The 16,099-nt window shown below is 70.7% G+C and carries 13 protein-coding genes; 9 read left to right on the top strand and 4 right to left on the bottom strand.

Annotated features, from left to right (window positions below):
• Nucleotides 1-9: 9 nt before the first annotated feature.
• The 4 genes from FE633_RS05235 to FE633_RS05220 all read right to left on the bottom strand — a co-directional run bounded on the left by FE633_RS05235 (nucleotide 10) and on the right by FE633_RS05220 (nucleotide 5,364).
• Nucleotides 10-1,185: an acyl-CoA dehydrogenase family protein gene (locus tag FE633_RS05235; RefSeq protein ID WP_138043903.1), complete on the bottom strand. Its 1,176-nt coding sequence runs from the start codon at nucleotides 1,183-1,185 to the stop codon at nucleotides 10-12.
• Complete coding sequence (locus tag FE633_RS05230) at nucleotides 1,182-3,845, bottom strand: putative PEP-binding protein (protein WP_138043902.1); 2,664 nt, start codon at nucleotides 3,843-3,845, stop codon at nucleotides 1,182-1,184. Before FE633_RS05230 ends, FE633_RS05235 begins: the two co-directional genes overlap by 4 nt.
• On the bottom strand, nucleotides 3,842-4,474 hold the full coding sequence (locus FE633_RS05225; RefSeq protein ID WP_171059808.1) for a hypothetical protein: 633 nt from the start codon (nucleotides 4,472-4,474) through the stop codon (nucleotides 3,842-3,844). The genes FE633_RS05230 and FE633_RS05225 overlap by 4 nt, the downstream gene beginning before the upstream one ends.
• A 71-nt stretch (nucleotides 4,475-4,545) precedes the next feature.
• The gene (locus tag FE633_RS05220; RefSeq protein ID WP_138043901.1) at nucleotides 4,546-5,364 is read right to left on the bottom strand and encodes an enoyl-CoA hydratase/isomerase family protein; all 819 of its coding nucleotides are present in this window, start codon (nucleotides 5,362-5,364) and stop codon (nucleotides 4,546-4,548) included.
• Between the two features lie 116 nt (nucleotides 5,365-5,480).
• On the opposite strand from FE633_RS05220, the gene FE633_RS05215 reads away from it, so the two are divergent.
• From FE633_RS05215 to FE633_RS05175, 9 genes are all read left to right on the top strand, one after another.
• Nucleotides 5,481-6,701 carry an acyl-CoA dehydrogenase family protein gene (locus FE633_RS05215; RefSeq protein ID WP_138043900.1) on the top strand — a complete coding sequence of 407 codons (1,221 nt, stop codon included), beginning with the start codon at nucleotides 5,481-5,483 and terminating at the stop codon, nucleotides 6,699-6,701.
• 59 nt (nucleotides 6,702-6,760) lie between these two features.
• On the top strand, nucleotides 6,761-7,624 hold the full coding sequence (locus FE633_RS05210) for a 3-hydroxybutyryl-CoA dehydrogenase (protein WP_138043899.1): 864 nt from the start codon (nucleotides 6,761-6,763) through the stop codon (nucleotides 7,622-7,624).
• A 736-nt stretch (nucleotides 7,625-8,360) separates the two neighbouring features.
• Nucleotides 8,361-9,590: an amino acid ABC transporter substrate-binding protein gene (locus tag FE633_RS05205; RefSeq protein ID WP_138043898.1), complete on the top strand. Its 1,230-nt coding sequence runs from the start codon at nucleotides 8,361-8,363 to the stop codon at nucleotides 9,588-9,590.
• Between the two features lie 7 nt (nucleotides 9,591-9,597).
• The gene (locus FE633_RS05200) at nucleotides 9,598-10,485 is read left to right on the top strand and encodes a branched-chain amino acid ABC transporter permease (protein WP_138043897.1); all 888 of its coding nucleotides are present in this window, start codon (nucleotides 9,598-9,600) and stop codon (nucleotides 10,483-10,485) included.
• A gap of 106 nt (nucleotides 10,486-10,591) precedes the next feature.
• Nucleotides 10,592-11,662 carry a branched-chain amino acid ABC transporter permease gene (locus FE633_RS05195; RefSeq protein WP_212747161.1) on the top strand — a complete coding sequence of 357 codons (1,071 nt, stop codon included), beginning with the start codon at nucleotides 10,592-10,594 and terminating at the stop codon, nucleotides 11,660-11,662.
• Nucleotides 11,619-12,410 carry an ABC transporter ATP-binding protein gene (locus tag FE633_RS05190; protein WP_212747160.1) on the top strand — a complete coding sequence of 264 codons (792 nt, stop codon included), beginning with the start codon at nucleotides 11,619-11,621 and terminating at the stop codon, nucleotides 12,408-12,410. Before FE633_RS05195 ends, FE633_RS05190 begins: the two co-directional genes overlap by 44 nt.
• Nucleotides 12,400-13,149, top strand: a complete 750-nt coding sequence (locus FE633_RS05185) for an ABC transporter ATP-binding protein (RefSeq protein ID WP_138043896.1) — start codon at nucleotides 12,400-12,402, stop codon at nucleotides 13,147-13,149. Before FE633_RS05190 ends, FE633_RS05185 begins: the two co-directional genes overlap by 11 nt.
• Nucleotides 13,150-13,364: 215 nt before the next feature.
• The gene (locus FE633_RS05180) at nucleotides 13,365-14,321 is read left to right on the top strand and encodes a LamG domain-containing protein (RefSeq protein ID WP_138043895.1); all 957 of its coding nucleotides are present in this window, start codon (nucleotides 13,365-13,367) and stop codon (nucleotides 14,319-14,321) included.
• 60 nt (nucleotides 14,322-14,381) lie between these two features.
• Nucleotides 14,382-16,099, top strand: a 1,718-nt coding sequence (locus FE633_RS05175; protein ID WP_246113426.1) for a PQQ-dependent sugar dehydrogenase, incomplete at its 3' end; no start/stop codon positions are given.

Below are 16,099 nucleotides of genomic sequence, written 5' to 3'. Positions count from 1 at the left end.
CCTTCTACGTCACCAGCCGAGCAGCCCGGCCAGCCGTTCCCGGTGGTGCGCGGCGCCGCCCAGCAGGACGGCGTCGGACTGGGCGCGCCGGAAGTACAAGTGCGCGTCGTGTTCCCAGGTGAAGCCCATGCCGCCGTGCAGTTGCACGCACTCCCCGGCGACGAACACGAACGCCTCGCCGCACCACGCCTGCGCCACCGCGGCCGCCTCGGCCAGCGCCTCGGGCGATTCGGCCGCCCGGACGGCGCGTACCACCGCCGACCGTGCGGCCTCGACCTGGAGCAGCATCTCGGCGCAGGTGTGCTTGACCGCCTGGAAGCTGCCGAGGGACCTGCCGAACTGGGTACGGTCCCGTACGTGGGCCACGGTCATGTCCAAGGCGGCCTGGGCGCCGCCCAGTTGCTCGGCGGCCAGGGCCACCAGGCCCAGGTCGAGGGCGCGGCTGACGAGATCCGCTCCCTCGCCCCCGGCGGTCAGAGCCCGTGCTCGCACGCCGGAGAAGGAGACCACGGCCTGCCCGCGGCTGAGGTCCAGAGTGGGCACCCGGCGGACCGTCACCCCCGGCTCGCCCGGGCCGGTGAGGAAGAGATCCACACCGTCGGTCCCGACAGCCGCGACCACCAGCCCTTCGGCGTCGGCGCCGTCGAGGACGAACGGCGCGGTTCCGTCCAGCAACGGCACGCCGCCCCGCCAGGTGACGGCCACCGGCACGGCGTCCGGCCGCCAGGTGCCGTCGGGCGCCGCCACCGCGAGGGCGTGCACCGCGCCCTCGGCCAGCTCCGCCAGCGCCTCGTCGGCGGTACCACAGCTCGCCAGTACCTGCCCGGCCAGCACGGTGGAGGACAGCAGCGGCACCGGCGTCAGGGTCCGGCCCAGTTCCTCGCAGACCACGGCGATCTCGGCGAGGCCGCCGATGCCTCCGGCAGCCTCGGGCAGGCCGAGGGAGGCCAGGCCGACCTGCCGGCCGAGGGTGTCCCACAGCCCGGCGTCGATGCCGGGGGAGTGCTCGGGCAGCCGGCGCACCGCGGCGGTGCCGCCGGCGTCCGCGCACACCGACCGCACGGTCTCCCGCAGGTCGTTCAGATCGGCGTCCGAGACTTCGGACACCTCGGAGGCCGCTGAGGCAGCTGTGTTGGTGGAGACTTCGGTCGCCCCTCTGACGGGACTGGGCACGGTGCTCGTCATGACGCGGTCTCGCTTTCGCTGCGACGCTCCGGCTCTCGCAGGGCGCTGTGCGCGGCCGCCATGCGGGCGACCGGCACGCGGTGTGCGGAGCAGGAGACGTAGTCAAGGCCCAGTTCGTCGCAGAGGGCGATCGACTCCGGGTCCCCGCCGTGCTCACCGCACACGCCCAGCTTGATGTCGGGGCGTACGCGCCTGGCCCGCTCGGCGGCGAGGGCGATCAGGGCGCCCACCCCGTGCGGGTCGAGCCGGGCGAACGGACTGGCGGTCAGGAACCCGCGGTCCAGATACGAGGCGAGTACCTGGCGCTCGACGTCGTCCCGGGAGAAGCCGTAGGTGAGCTGGGTGAGGTCGTTGGTGCCGAAGGAGAAGAACTCGGCGTGTTCGGCGAGCTCGGCGGCCATCAGTGCGGCCCGGGGTGTCTCGATCATCGTGCCGAGCCGGTACGGGACCTCCACACCGGTGCGGGAGGCGACCGCCTCGGCGGCGCCCCGCACGTACGCGGCCGCGGCGGCCAGTTCCTCCGGCAGGCTGACGAGCGGGATCATCACCTCCAGCTCGGGGCGGACTCCGGTGGCGGCGACATCGGCCCAGGCGGTGAAGAGCGCCTCGGCCTGCGCCGGGTAGAGCCCTTCGTGCAGCAGGGCCAGACGCACTCCGCGCAGCCCGAGCATGGGGTTCGCCTCGCGCAGGGCGGCGGCCCGCTGTTCGGCCGCGTCGTCACCGGCATCTCCGGGCGCGGGCAGGAACTCGTGCAGCGGCGCGTCCAGCAGCCGTACGGTGACGGGTCGGTCCCCGACGGCGGACAGCAGCGCCCGGAAGTCCTCGTGCTGGGCATGTTCCAGGGCGAGCAGCGCCTCCGTGCGCGCGTCCGGGTCGGCGGCCAGGATCACCCGCCGGATCAGCGGCAGCCGTTCGCCGAGAAACTGGTGCTCCGTACGACACAGGCCGACACCCTCCGCGCCCAGGGCGACGGCGGTGTTCACCTCCGCCGCCGTATCGGCGTTCACACGTACGCCCAGGCGCCGCACACCGTCCGCCCACTCCAGCAGCGTGGACAGCTCCGGCGGTGGGTCGGCGAGGGTGACCGGGAGCGTCCCGGCGTACACGGTGCCGGTGCGGCCGTCGAGGGAGACCGGGTCGCCCTCGCGCAGCAACCGGTCCCCGATCCGTACCGTGCCGGCCGCCCGGTCCACCCGCAGACCCTCGGCGCCGCACACCGCCGGCCTGCCGGCCCCCCTGGCCACGACCGCGGCGTGCGAGGCGATGCCGCCGCTGCCGGTCAGCACCGCGGAGGCGGCCAGCATGCCGGGGACGTCGGCCGGAGTGGTCTCGTGCGCCACCAGGACGGCGGGCGTGCCGGCCGCGCCCAGTTCGAGGGCGCGTTCGCTGGACAGCACGATCGCGCCGGCCGCGGCCCCGGGAGAGGCGGGCAGTCCCTGGACGAGGAGTTCCTCCGCGCCGGTCAACCGGAGCCGGGGGTGCAGGAGTTCCTGCACCTGGGCGGGGCCGACACGGCGTACCGCCTCCTCCGGGCGAAGCGTCCCGTCGCCGGCCAGATCCGCGGCCAGGCACACCGAGGCGCGCAGCGGCGGGTGGCTCTGCGCCGAGGCGGCGAGCAGCGAGACCTCGCCGTCGCGCACCTCGAAGTCGACGGAGACCGGGGCGTGCAGATGGCGTTCGAGGGTGAGCAGAGAGTGCTCGAGCAGTGTGATGCCCCCGCCGATCTTCTCCAGAGGTTCCCCGGTGTGCGGGGGCGGCGCGCTGCGGCGTACGCCGCGGAAGAAGGAGCCCTGTGGCGCGAAGCGGCCGCTTTCGGGGTGCCGGCTCACCGCCGTGCCGTAGCCGGAGAGATCCGACGGCCCGATGCGTACGGCCTGGACGTGCAGGGCGATGCCCAGGTCCGCGGGAAGCCGCTGAGCCTTGCGGGACCGCCTGGCCCGGGGCGAGGCCCACCGTCCCCGTACCGCTCGGGCGGCGAGCGCCAGCTGCTCCGCCGGATCGTCCGGGAAAGGGCGCGCGCCGTGCCGGGCGATCGTGGAGAGCAGCGCGTCGACGCGGGCCTTCGGATCCGGGGCATCGAGCAGAGCGTCGTCGAGCTCCGGGCCGGGCACGTCGAGGGCGTATTCGGCGATCATCCGGACGGTGGCCGCCCACACCTCGTACAGCGCCTCCTCGCGGCCGATCACGGCGCACAGGTCACCGGCGTTCGCCGCGGTGACACCGATGCAGGCGAGGTCGGGCGGCAGCCCCGCGACTTCGGTCGACGCGCTCGCCGACAGACGCAGCAGCAGTGGCCTGCCTCGGTCGCCGATCTGCCGTCCCGACAGCTGCTCGACGAGTTCCAGGGCGGCCCGGGCGGTCTCCGGCTCGCACAGCGTGCCGGCCGCACCGGCCGGCACGGTGAGTCCGGGGACCACCGGGAGCCCGAGGGCCACCAGCCGGTCCATGGCGATGCCGTGCGTGCCCAGCTCACCGGCGTCCAGCCCCCGGATGCGGCCCTGGCCGTAGGGCACCAGGGCATGGCCGGGGGCGGGTGCCTGTGCGACCGGCGTGTGTGCCCGTGCGAGGTCCGTGTCTGCCTGCGCGAGGGGCGTATGTGCCTGCGCGAGGGGCGTGTGTGCCTGCGCGAGCGCGCCGGAGCGGCCGTCGGTCGTGCTCAACCCCGGCTCCTTCGGACCAGTTCCTCTTCGAGAACCTCGTCCTGCGCCCGGCTGATGCCCAGAACCAGCAGCAGCTCCTGATGCAGCCGCATCCACACCGTGTGGTACGAGTCACACAGCGGCGAGGCCAGCCACTCCACCGCGCCGTCGTCGAAGCGGTCGAGCGCCTCGTCCAGGCCGGTCATGTAGCGTCCGCTGCCCGCGAGCACCCGCTCCAGCCTGCGCAGCACGGGCTGAATGGCCTCGTGCACATCTTCCAGCGACTCGCGCACCTCGGCGTCGTAGACGCTGTCGGTGTGGTCGTTGGCGCTGCCGTCGGGACGGCACTGCCATGCCGTGCACACCTCGCGGATCTTCCTGTTGACCGGCAGGAAAGCCTCGTAGACGGCGGTGATCCGCTCCTCCTGCTCGGATCCCGCGGGGACCCGCAGGAGCTGAGCCGCGGTGGCCTTGGCGCGCTCGGTCGGCAGGACCATCGGGCCCTTCGCCATGGCCAGCCCGGCGTCCACCAGAGGGCGGTGCTCGGACTCGGGGGCGCCACGCCACATGCCACGCAGAACGAGGTCGACAACGGCTTCGGTGAGGGTCTCGTCGACAGCGTCCGACCCGGCCACGGCAGCAGGTTGCATTGCCACACCTCTTCCTCGGTTCTGTGTTGCCCGGAGATTACGCTCCGGCGGGACTGTTAGTGAAGAGGGAATCAAGAAACACTTTCTGTTTCCACCCTCACGCGACTCCGGGAGGCCAGGAACGACGCCATGCGGGCCTGTGCCTCCGGGCCGTCCGCCAGGCCGGCGATCAGCCGCGCCTCTTCGGCGAGGTGACGGCGCAGGTCGTCCCTGGTGCCGTCGTCGCACAGTAGGCGCTTCGAGGCGCGCAGTGCCTCACCGGCCCCGGCTGCGAGCTCGGCGGCGGTCCGGTGGGCGGCCTCGTCCAGTTCGTCGTCGCCGACGGCCCGGGAGATCAGGCCGTGACGTTCGGCATCGTCGCCGGTCAGGACCCGGTTTGTCAGGATCAGATCCGCTGCCAGCCGGGGACCGACCAGGCGCGGCAGGAACCACGAGGCCCCGCAGTCCGGCGACAGCCCGATCGCCGTGTACGCCAGCCGGAACCGCGCCGACCGGGCGGCAAGGACGATGTCGCCGACGAGAGCGAGGCCGATGCCGCCGCCCGCCGCCGCGCCGCGCACGGCGGCCACCACGGGCACCGGCAGCTCGTGCAGCGCCCGCAACGCCGCGTGCGCGGCGGTCGCCACGGCATGCACATAAGGTCCGGTCTTAGCGCCCAGGCCGGCGAAAGCGCGCAGGTCACCGCCCACGCAGAAGTTGGCTCCCGTCGCCCGCAGCAGGACCGCGCCGCCGGGGTCGGCGGCCACCCGGGCGGTCATGTCCCGAAGCGCCTCGGCTGTCCGGAGGTCCAGGGCGTTGCCCCGTCCTGGGTCGTCCAGCCTCAGCTCGACGACCCCGTCGGGATGCCGGACGACCCGGACCGGCTGGGTATCCACCGGCTGATGGTTCATGGGGGTCCTCTCCCGTCGTCGCCCAGCGTCACGGAGGCAAGATACTGAAGACGCTGTACAGTTTCTAGAGTCGCGACGGGCACCGATGCCCGTACGCCCGTCGGCGGGGAGGAACCATGCCTGTCCAGTTCGATGTCGATCCGTCTGTCGCCCGGCTGGCCGAGGCCACCGCGGTGTTCGTACGTGAAGTGGTGATCCCGGCCGAGCGCGAGTGCGGCGGCTCCGTGCACGACGCCCCCGAGGCACTGCGCCAGGCTCTGCAGAAGGGCGCTCGGCAGGCAGGCGTGTTCGCGCCGCACGTGCCGGCACGGTGGGGCGGGCACGGGCTGGACCTGCGCGGCCAGGCGGTCGTGTTCGAAGCCGCCGGGTACTCGCTGCTCGGACCGCTGGCCCTGAATTGCGCGGCTCCGGACGAGGGCAATATGCACCTGCTGGAGAAGGTGGCCACCGAGGAGCAGCAGCAGCGCTATCTGCGCCCGCTCGCCGCCGGCGAGTCCCGGTCCTGCTTCGCGATGACCGAACCGGCGCCGGGCGCCGGCGCCGACCCCCGCTCCCTGCGGACCACCGCGACCCGGGTACCCGGCGGGTGGCGCATCGACGGGCGCAAGTGGTTCATCAGTGGAGCCAACGGAGCCGACTTCGCCATCGTCATGGCCCGCACCTCCGGCAGCCCCGGCGACCCGGGCGGCGCCACCATGTTCCTGGTCGACGCCGGCACCCCGGGCATGCGCATCGTCCGGGACATCGAAACCCTGGACGAGGGGCTCTTCGCCGGGCACAGCGAGATCGTCTTCGAGGAATGCGTGGTCGGCGAGGAGCAGGTGCTCGGCGCGGTGGACCGCGGCTTCGACAACGCCCAGGTCCGGCTCGGCCCCGCCCGAATGACGCACTGTATGCGCTGGCTGGGAGCGGCCCGCCGCGCTCAGGACGTCGCACTGGAGCGGGCGGGCAGCCGGATGGCGTTCGGCTCCGTGCTGGGAGACCTCGGCATGGTGCAGCAGATGCTGGCCGACTCCGAGATCGACATCGAGGCGAGCCGCGCCCTGATTCTGCGTACCGCCTGGGAGTTGGACACCGGATCCGCCGCGGCCGCGCAGCTCACCTCGGTGTCCAAGACCTTCGTCGCGGAGGCGGTGGGGAGGGTGGTCGACCGGTCGGTACAGATCTGCGGAGCGCTCGGCATCTCGACCGCCGACGCCCCGCTGGCCCGCCTGCTCAGGGAGGTGCGCCCGTTCCGGATCTACGACGGCCCGTCGGAGACACACCGGTTCGCCATAGCGCGCCGCGCGGTGAAGCCCTACCGGCAGCCCCGCCCGCTTGACGCTGCCGGCTCATGACGGCGCCGGCCCGGAACACCTTCTCACCACCCCAACAACACCACCGCAAGGGCCATCACATGGAAACCGTCTCCCGCCTCGGCGTCGTCGGCTGCGGCCTCATGGGCTCCGGCATCGCCGAAGTCGCCGCCCTCGGCGGCACCGACGTCCTGGTCATCGAGTCGTCCCCCGAAGCAGCCCGGACCGGCCGCCGACGCGTCGAGGTCTCCCTCGACCGCGGTGTGCGCCGCGGCAAGATCACGGAGGCAGCGCGGGACGCCGCGCTCGCCCGCCTGGCCGTCACCGACGACTTCGACGCCATGGCGGACCGTCAGTTCGTCATCGAGGCCGTCGCGGAGAACCGTGACATCAAGACCGGCATCTTCCAGACCCTGGACCGCGTCGTGACCGATCCCCAGGCCATCCTCGCCAGCAACACCTCGTCCATACCCATCGTCGACCTGGCCGTGACCACAAAGCGGCCCACTCAGGTCATCGGCATGCACTTCTTCAACCCGGTACCGGTGCAGGCCCTGGTCGAGGTCATCCCGGCCCTCACCACGAGCCCCGACACCGTCGCCCGGACGAGCGCCTTCGCCTCCGGGTGCCTTGGAAAGGAGGTCGTCCAGGCCACCGACCGCTCGGGGTTCGTGGTCAACGCACTCCTCGTGCCCTACCTGCTCGCCGCGGTGCGCATGGTCGAGTCCGGATCCGCCCGCGCCGAGGACATCGATCGCGGCATGGAACTCGGCTGCGCACATCCCATGGGACCTCTGCGCCTTCTCGACCTCATCGGGCTCGACACCGCCCAGGCCGTGGCGGAATCGATGTACGAGGAGTTCAAGGAGCCGCTCTACGCGCCGCCCGCGCTGCTGCGCCGCATGGTCGCCGCGGGCCGCCTCGGCCGCAAGAACGGCCACGGATTCTACGACTACGCCGCCTGACCGCCGGCGCGGCGCCGCAGGCCTCGCCCGAGCTGTACGGGCTCAGGTCCAGTCAGGCAAAGGTCAGATGACTGAGGTTCGTACGGGTTCAGGGTCCAGCAAGGCAAAGATCGGATGAATCAGGTCCGTACGGGCTCCGGTCCGGCCACGCTCCGGCAAAGGACGACTCAGGCCCGTACGCGCTCCGGTCCGCAGCATGGGCCCATTCCCCACGAGTTGAGGACCGTACGGGTCGCAGATGCCACCTCAGCCCTTCGCGTTCCCGCGTGTTGACGCGCGAGGCCGCGGAATGGTCGGCCGGCAGGAGCAGTTGACCGGGGGCGGCGGCCGCGACCCTCGTACCGGTGGAGTGCGCGCAACCGGAACATCCCAGTTCAGCGGCGTAATCGGACCGACCGCACCGTTACGAGCCACCGCGCGCGGATTCCTCCCGGCAGCTCAGCTCTCCGCCGACGTAGCCCTGCCGCTCGAACGCTGTCGAGCCGTCAACTCCGAGGCGGCCCAGGCGGATGGTAACGGTCCCGCCGCGGCGCCCGAGGAGGGGCGCGCGGACTGCCGCAGCGCGTGGGGGGCGCCAAATTGGTCAAGCGAAGGCCAAATTTCTCCGTGCACGAGTGTTGTCCAGACCACCCTGACGCGGCTTACATAGGACGAAAGCGTCGCTGAAAGCGCTTTCACGCACCACGTTATCCGGCCAACCCATGAGGCGGTCCAGCCGACGAGGGGTGTCCATTCGATGAGAACAACGCACCGTCTGCAAGGGGGAATCACCGTCGGCACGCTGACCCTGGTGCTCGTCGCCAGTGGCTGCGTCTCCGGCGGCTCCAACTCCGAGGACTCACCCGACGACCCCATCGTGATCGGCGTCTCCTTGCCTCTCACCGGCGACTTCTCCGAGCCCGGCAAAGGCGTCGAGCGCGGCTACAAGTCCTGGGCGAAGATCGTCAACGACAAGGGCGGACTCCTCGGCCGCAAGGTCGAGTTGAAGATTCTCGACGACCAGTCCAACGCCGACCGGGTCGTCTCCGACTACGAGCAGCTGATCGGCAAGGACGAGGTGGACCTGGTCTTCGGCCCCTTCTCCACCCGGCTCGTCGTCCCCTCCGCGCGTGTCGCGGACGAGTACGGCATGCTCTTCGTCGAGCCGGCGGGAGCGGCGCCGGAGGTCTTCGACCAGGGCTTCAAGAACCTCTTCTACGCCGCGCCGGCCGTCGCCAACGACCACTACAACTACCTGGCCGAATACATCCTGGCCCTGCCGGCCGACAAGCGTCCCAAGACGGTCGCGTACGCCGCGATGGATGACCCCTTCGCCCAGGGAACGGCCTACGGACTCAAGGAGAAACTCGAGAAGGGCGGCATCAAGACCGTAGTCAACGAGGTCTACCCTCCCAACACCACCGACTTCGGCGGCATCGCCGCCAAGATCGCCGACTCCAAGGCGGACATGGTGGTGGGCGGTTCGCAGTACCAGGACGGCGTCAATCTGATCGTCGCCCTCCAACAGCTCAACTACCAGCCGAAGATGGCCGCCTTCTCCACCGCGCCGACGGAACCGGAGTTCGCGAAGGCCGTCGGCAACAAGACCGAGGGGATCCTCGCACCCACCGGCTACACACAGAAGGGCGACTACCCCAGCAACAAGGAGTTCGTGGAGAAGTACACCAAGCAGTTCGGCAAGGCCCCGGAGGAGGACGAGGCCAACGCCTACACCACGGGTCAGGTGGTCGCGGCGGCGGTCAAGGCCGCCGACTGCGCCTCCCAGGACCCCGAATGCCAGAGCAAGATGGTCGAGTGGCTGCGCGGCCACCAGGTGGAGACCGTCGTCGGACCGCTGAAGTGGGACGACAAGGGCCGTCCGCAGAGCGCGCACATGATCCAGCAATGGGTCGACGGAGAGATCCAGATCGTGCTCCCCGAGCAACAGAAGGAAGCCGATCTGATCTACCCCAAGCCGGCGTGGTGAGGCCGGCGTGCCCTCCGCGAGCCTTGTTTTCCAGAGCGTCGTCCTCGGTGTGCTGCTGGGAGGGCTCTACGCCCTCCTCGCGGCAGGCCTGACCCTCTACTTCGGCGTCATGCGCGTCGTGATGATCGCCCACTCCGCCTTCCTGATCCTCGCCGCCTACCTCGCCTGGTACGCCCACCGGGAGACCGGTGTGGACCCGCTGCTCACCCTGTTCGTCACCGTGCCGCTGTTCTTCGCCGCGGGCGTCGCCATGCAGCGGCTGCTCCTCACCCGACTGCGCCCCGCGACGCTCACCATGATGTCGGTGCTGCTCACCTTCTCGGTCGCCCTCGTCATCGAAGGGCTGCTCGGGTACGTCTTCAGCGGCACCCAGCGCCGTATCCGGCTCGGCTACAGCTCGGCCGGTTTCGAGTTCCTCGGGGCGAGGATCGCGGCGGTCAAGCTGATCGCCTTCGGCATGGCCGCACTCGCCCTGCTCGGGCTGTACATGCTGATGAAGCACAGCCGGTTCGGCCAGGCGCTGCGCGCCACCATCCAGCACCGGGAAGCCGCCCAGCTGCTCGGCATCGACACCGACCGGGTCGCCGGCTACGGCTTCGGGCTCGGCCTCGCCACGGCGGCCGTCGGCGGCACGGCACTGGCCCTCGACACCACCATCTACCCCTCGCTGCACTGGCACTGGATCGGCCCGCTGATGGCCATCATCGTCGTCGGTGGACTCGGCAGCGTGCCGGGAGCCGCCATCGCGGCCATGACGCTGGGCATGCTCCAGAGCCTGCTCCAGCTGGAACTCTCGACCACCTGGGCGCAGACCGTCTTCTACGTCGCGCTCTTCGCCACCTTGGCCTTCCGGCCACAGGGATTCTTCGGGGGGCGGCTTGCCCAGAGATTCTGAAGCCCCGGTCCCCGCAGGCGAAGCCCCGCTCCGGGCGGGCGCAACCTCGCTCCGGGCGGGTGGAACCTCGCTCCGGGCGGGCCAAACCCCGTCCTGGGCAGGCAGGTTGCTGCGCCTCGGCATCCTGCTCGCCGTGGTCGCCGTCGTGCTGTCCTTCCCGTCCATGGCCCCGAGCCCGTACGAGATCACCGTGGGCATCGCCATCCTCAACTACGCGGTGCTCTCCACCTCGTGGAACTTCGTCGGCGGCTTCACCGGCTACATCTCCCTCGGGCACGGCGGCTTCGCCGGACTCGGCGCCTACGGGACCGGACTGCTGGTCACCAAGGCCGAACTCCCGCCCTTCGCCGCCCTGTTCACGGCCGCCGTCCTGGTGGCCGCGGTCGCCGTGCCGGTCGGCTACGCCGCCCTGCGCGTGCGCGGCGCCTCCTTCGTCATCGTCTCCATCGCCCTGGTCCTCATCCTGCTGCTGGTCTTCCAGAGCTGGTCCTCCTTCACCGGCGGCTCCCGAGGACTGGTCGTACCACGGCCCTTCCCCGGCATGCTGCGCGCCGAGCACCACCGCACCTTCTACTTCCTCTTCGCCGCGCTGCTCGCGGCGGCGCTGGTGGTCTGGTGGATCATCGACCGCTCGCGGTTCGGCATGGGCCTGAAGGCGATCCGTGAGGACGAGGACAAGGCCCAGTCGCTGGGCACCCCCACCTACACGTACAAACTCGTGGTGTTCGTGGTCTCCGCCGCCTTCACCTCGCTGGCGGGCGGTCTCTACGCGCTCTGGTTCGGCGACCTCGACCCGGTCTTCCAGTTCTCCATCCTCAGCGGGGCGTACATGGTGCTGATGGCGCTGCTGGGAGGCGTACGTCATCTGTACGGACCCGTGCTCGGGGCCGTGATCGTCGGGTACGGGCTGGAGTACTCCAAGATCGAATACGGAGACACACCCCTGCACCTGGTCGTGGCGGGGCTGCTGCTGGGCGTCGTCGTGATGTTCATGCCGGACGGGGTCATCCCGGCCGCCACCGCCCTGTTGGACCGCTTCCGCAAGACCGGCGAGACCTCCATCCGCGAGGTGACCGCCGCCGAACTGCGGGAGCGGCGCGGACAGCGCAACGGAACGGAAGAGGTGAGAGACAGTGAGCGAAGCGGGAGCGGAAGCGGGAAGGGAAGCCCGACCTGAGCGTGAGCCTGAGCCTGAGCCGAGTCTGGCGACCGTCGGGCTCACCAAGGCCTTCGGCGGGGTCACCGCGCTCGACTCCGCCACCGTGACCTTCCACCACGGCAAGGTCAACGCCCTGATCGGCCCCAACGGCTCCGGAAAGACCACCTTCTTCAACTGCGTCACCGGGATGATCCGCCCGGACGCGGGCCGTACCACCTACCGCGGACGCGACATCACCGGAAAGCCCCCGCACCGGATCGCCCGCGCCGGCATCGGACGCTCCTTCCAACTGTGCCGCGTCTTCCCGCGGATGACCGTACTGGACAACCTCCTCGCCGCGGTACGACCGTCCGGTCTGGCGGGACAGCTCGCGGGCGCGGGCAAGCGGGAGGAGACCGAGCGGGCCCGGAACTGGCTGGCTCGGATGGGCATCGAGCATCTGGAGCGGGCCGAGGCACGCCAACTGTCCTGGGGACAGCAGAAGTTGCTGGAACTCGCGGGTGTGCTGATGAGCGAGCCCGAGCTGGTCCTGCTGGACGAGCCGGCGGGCGGCGTCAACCCGGCGCTCATCGACCGCATCTGCGAGCTGGTCCGCGAACTCAACACCGAGGGGCGGACCTTCCTGATCGTCGAACACAACATGGACCTGGTCATGAGCCTGAGCGACCACGTCGTCGTGTTCGACCGCGGCAGGCCGATCGCACAGGGCCCGCCCTCGGTGATCCAGTCCGACGAACGAGTCCTCGGGGCATACCTTGGCGTCTGACTCTGACTCCGCAATCCTTCTCGAACTCGACGACATACAGGCCGGATACGGCCGGGCGGCGCTGGTGCTGCGCGGGCTGACCGTCCAGGTCCCCGCCGGGGCGATCGTCTGCCTGGTCGGGCCGAACGGCGCGGGCAAGTCCACCGTTCTGAAGGTCGCCAGCGGGCTCCTCGCCCCGCGCGCGGGCCGGATCCTGGTCGACGGCGAGGACCTCACCGGCCACGGACCGCAGCGGATGCTCGCCGCCGGAGTCGCCCACGTCCTCCAAGGGCACAGCGTCTTCCGGGAGATGACGGTCGCCGAGAACGTCCTGCTGGGCGGCTACACCCTCCGGGACAAGGCACTCCTCGCCGAGCGGGTGAGCTTCGTGCGGGAACTCTTCCCGGTCGTGGGGGAGCGGTGGACGAGCCTGGCCGGGCTGCTCTCCGGCGGCCAGCAGAAGCAGGTGGAGTTCGCGCGCTCGCTGATGGTCAAACCCCGGGTGGTGCTCCTGGACGAACCCTCGATGGGGCTCGACCCCAAGGCGACCGGCATCGTCTTCGAGCAGATCGTACGGATGCGGGACGCGGGCACCGCCGTCCTGCTCGTGGAACAGAACGCGCGGCGCGCCCTGGAGGCCGCCGACACCGGCTGCGTCCTCGACCTCGGCCGCGTCCATGTCTCCGGCCCGGCACGGCAGTTGCTCGCCGATCCCCAACTCGGCGAGCTCTACCTCGGAGGCCGACCCGCGCGCCGCTGACGTGCGCACCCCCGGCTCACGACACATCCCGGCCACGACAAATCCTCGGCCACGACAATCCCTGCCCACGACATGCCGCCCTCCGAGGCCGTCCCTCGGCGACACGCCGCACCTGGGACGCGCGGCACCTTCGACACGCCGTCCCTCCGACAGCCGCCCCCCTCCGCGACACGCCCGCCCATGACCCGCCTCGCAAAGGAGCGAGTGGAATGTTCATGCGACGCAGACGGCACACCGCCGCGGCACTCGCCGCCTTCCTGACCGCCTCGACCGCCGTGGCGGCCGCACCCGCGCAAGCAGGGGCCGACCAAGGTGCCGTACACCCCACCCTGAGGCCGTACTTGGCGGCGTACTACGACTTCGAGCACCCGGTGCGTGGGAACCCGGCGAAGGAGCGGGACCAGGGCTTCTCCCGCACGGACATCGACCTGGTCAACGGCGGGGCACTGATGCGGACGGCGGACGGGGGACACCGCGGCAGCCGGACCTCGATCCAGGTGCGGCAGGTGAGCCCGGACACAGCGGGCAACGACGACTGGAAGGCAGGCGTGTACGGGACTTCCGGCGTGCCGACGCTGAAGCCCTTCAACGCGGTCAAGGGAATCACCGTCATGGGCTGGTTCAAGATGACCGGCCCGAACCCGAGCCCGAACAGCAACACGGCAGCCCCGGACGACTACTACGGCGCCGTCGGCCTGGCCGGGGTGCTGTCGGGGGACTCCGACGGCCACGCGGTCCGTGCCCTGCTGGAAATCATCAACGTGAACGGCGAACTGCGTCTGGTGGCCCTCGGCCGGCGCATCGACGGGGCGAGCTCGCAGACCTTCGCCGCCTCCCAGGACTGGCGGACCCTGCTGCCCGACGGCACATGGGTCTTCCTCGCCGCGACCTTCGACTTCGACACCGGAGCCATGGCGCTCTATCGCAACGGGCAGCGGCTGGACGGCTTCTACGCCGTCGCCGGCGACCCCTGGGACCTCTCGACACCAGGGCCGCACAAGACCTCGCCCACCGACCCCCGGGGCATCAAGATCGGCGGCAGCTTCCCGCAGAACACCGCCGAACGCAATCCCTGCGACTGCCGCATGGACAGCCTGATGTTCCTGAACCGGGCCGTGGACGGCGAGCGGATACGGGCTCAGTACCGACTGGTGAGCACCGGCCAGAACTGAGCCATCAGTAAGGAGGAATGACCGATGAACACATCCCCCGGCGTCAGACCAAGAACCCTATTGCTGGCCCCTCTTATCGTCCTCGCCCTGCTGTTGTCGGCCCTCGTCGCCGTACCAGGAAGGGCGCACGCGGCTGCCGACCCCCTCACCGATCCCCTGCCCGACCGGCCCGCCGCCTCCGGCATAGGGCTGACCGTCGAGGAGTTCGCCTCCTTCCCGAAGACGGAACCGTCGCCAGGCCCGGTCACCGATCCACGGCTGGTGCGGCACGCGCGTATCAACTACCTGAGCGAACTCCCCGACGGATCCGGCCGGATGGCCGTTCCCGACCTCAACGGCAAGCTGTATCTCGTCGAGGACGGCACCCCGCACGTCTACCTGGACGTCGGCGCCACCTTCGCCCCCCAGTTCTTCGCCAGCCGGGGCCTCGGCCAGGGCTTCGGGTTCGTCACCTTCGACCCCGACTTCAAGCGCAACGGCCGCTTCTACACCGTCCACACTGAACTGGCCTCCGCCACCACCGTCGTCCCCGACTGGCGACAGGCGGCCACGACGAACTACCACGGCATCATCACCGAATGGACCGCCGACGACCCCTCGGCCGACACCTTCCATGGCACCCGCCGCGAGATCCTGCGCATCGGCTTCGCGGGCACGATCCACGGCATCCAGCAGATCGACTTCAACCCCACGGCCGACCCTGACGACCCCGACTACGGCCTGCTCTACGTCGCCGTCGGCGACGGCGGCCAGGGCGCGCGGAACACCGAGCCGCAGAACCTGTCCCTGCCGCACGGCAAGATCCTGCGCATCGACCCGCGCGGCAGCAACGGCGCCAACGGCCAGTACGGGATCCCGGCGCGCAACCCGTTCACCGGCACCCCCGGCGCGCTGGGCGAGATCTACGCGTACGGCATGCGCGACCCGCACCGCTTCAGCTGGGACCCCGGCGGCAGTCACCGCATGTATCTCGGCCACATCGGTGAGCACGCCATCGAGTCCGTGTACGAGGTGCGCGCGGGTGACAACTTCGGCTGGAGCGAACGTGAAGGCCCCTTCGTCTTCGACAAGACAGCCACCGACCCCTGCGCCCGGATCCTCCCGCTCCCCGAGGACGACGAGCGGTACGGCTACACCTACCCTGTCGCCGCCTACGACCACGACCCGCCCGCCGACTGGAACTGCACCTCCGACGTGGGCCGCGCCATCGTGGGCGGTTTCGTCTACCGCGGCAGTGACCTGCCGGGACTGCGCGGCAAGTACATCTTCGGCGACCTCGTCGACGGACGGCTGCTCTTCGCCGACACCGAGGACATGGACCGCGACAGCAAGGATCTGGCACGGCTGTACGACCTCATGCTCTACGACGAGAGCGGCAAGCGCGTCACCATGCAGGACCTGGCCGGGGACGCCCGGGTGGACCTGCGCTTCGGGCGGGACGCGGACGGCGAGCTGTATCTGCTGTCCAAGGCCAACGGCAAGATCTGGAAGGTGACGGGCACCCGGAAGTTCGCCTCCTGCGACACCGACGGAACCACGCTCACCCGCGTCATGGGCGAGCGGAACTGGGCTCCCGTGACGCCTTCCAAGTGGCGGTTCACGGGCCACGAGGCCATCCTCGCCGAGGCGGGAGTCGCGCGACCCGGCCCGCGCCGCCCCCACGGAGGGTGCGAAACCGACGACGAAGGGCCCCGACGCCTCGCCAACGCCGACCGGCAGTGGTTCCACGGACGGCGGTGGCACGTCAGGCGGCACGAGCGGCGGCGGAGGAGGCGGCG

The sequence above is a fragment of the Streptomyces montanus genome, from assembly GCF_005786655.1.
Taxonomy (GTDB): domain Bacteria; phylum Actinomycetota; class Actinomycetes; order Streptomycetales; family Streptomycetaceae; genus Streptomyces; species Streptomyces sporangiiformans.
This window is presented reverse-complemented; position numbering and strand designations above follow the sequence as displayed.

Bases quoted from the DNA above. Each gene is read 5' to 3' on its own strand.
- FE633_RS05210 (WP_138043899.1), top strand. From the start codon at position 6,761: ATGGAAACCGTCTCCCGCCTCGGCGTCGTCGGCTGCGGCCTCATGGGC.
- FE633_RS05215 (WP_138043900.1), top strand. From the start codon at position 5,481: ATGCCTGTCCAGTTCGATGTCGATCCGTCTGTCGCCCGGCTGGCCGAG.
- FE633_RS05180 (WP_138043895.1), top strand. From the start codon at position 13,365: ATGCGACGCAGACGGCACACCGCCGCGGCACTCGCCGCCTTCCTGACC.
- FE633_RS05225 (WP_171059808.1), bottom strand. From the start codon at position 4,474: ATGCAACCTGCTGCCGTGGCCGGGTCGGACGCTGTCGACGAGACCCTC.
- FE633_RS05220 (WP_138043901.1), bottom strand. From the start codon at position 5,364: ATGAACCATCAGCCGGTGGATACCCAGCCGGTCCGGGTCGTCCGGCAT.
- FE633_RS05235 (WP_138043903.1), bottom strand. From the start codon at position 1,185: ATGACGAGCACCGTGCCCAGTCCCGTCAGAGGGGCGACCGAAGTCTCC.
- FE633_RS05205 (WP_138043898.1), top strand. From the start codon at position 8,361: ATGAGAACAACGCACCGTCTGCAAGGGGGAATCACCGTCGGCACGCTG.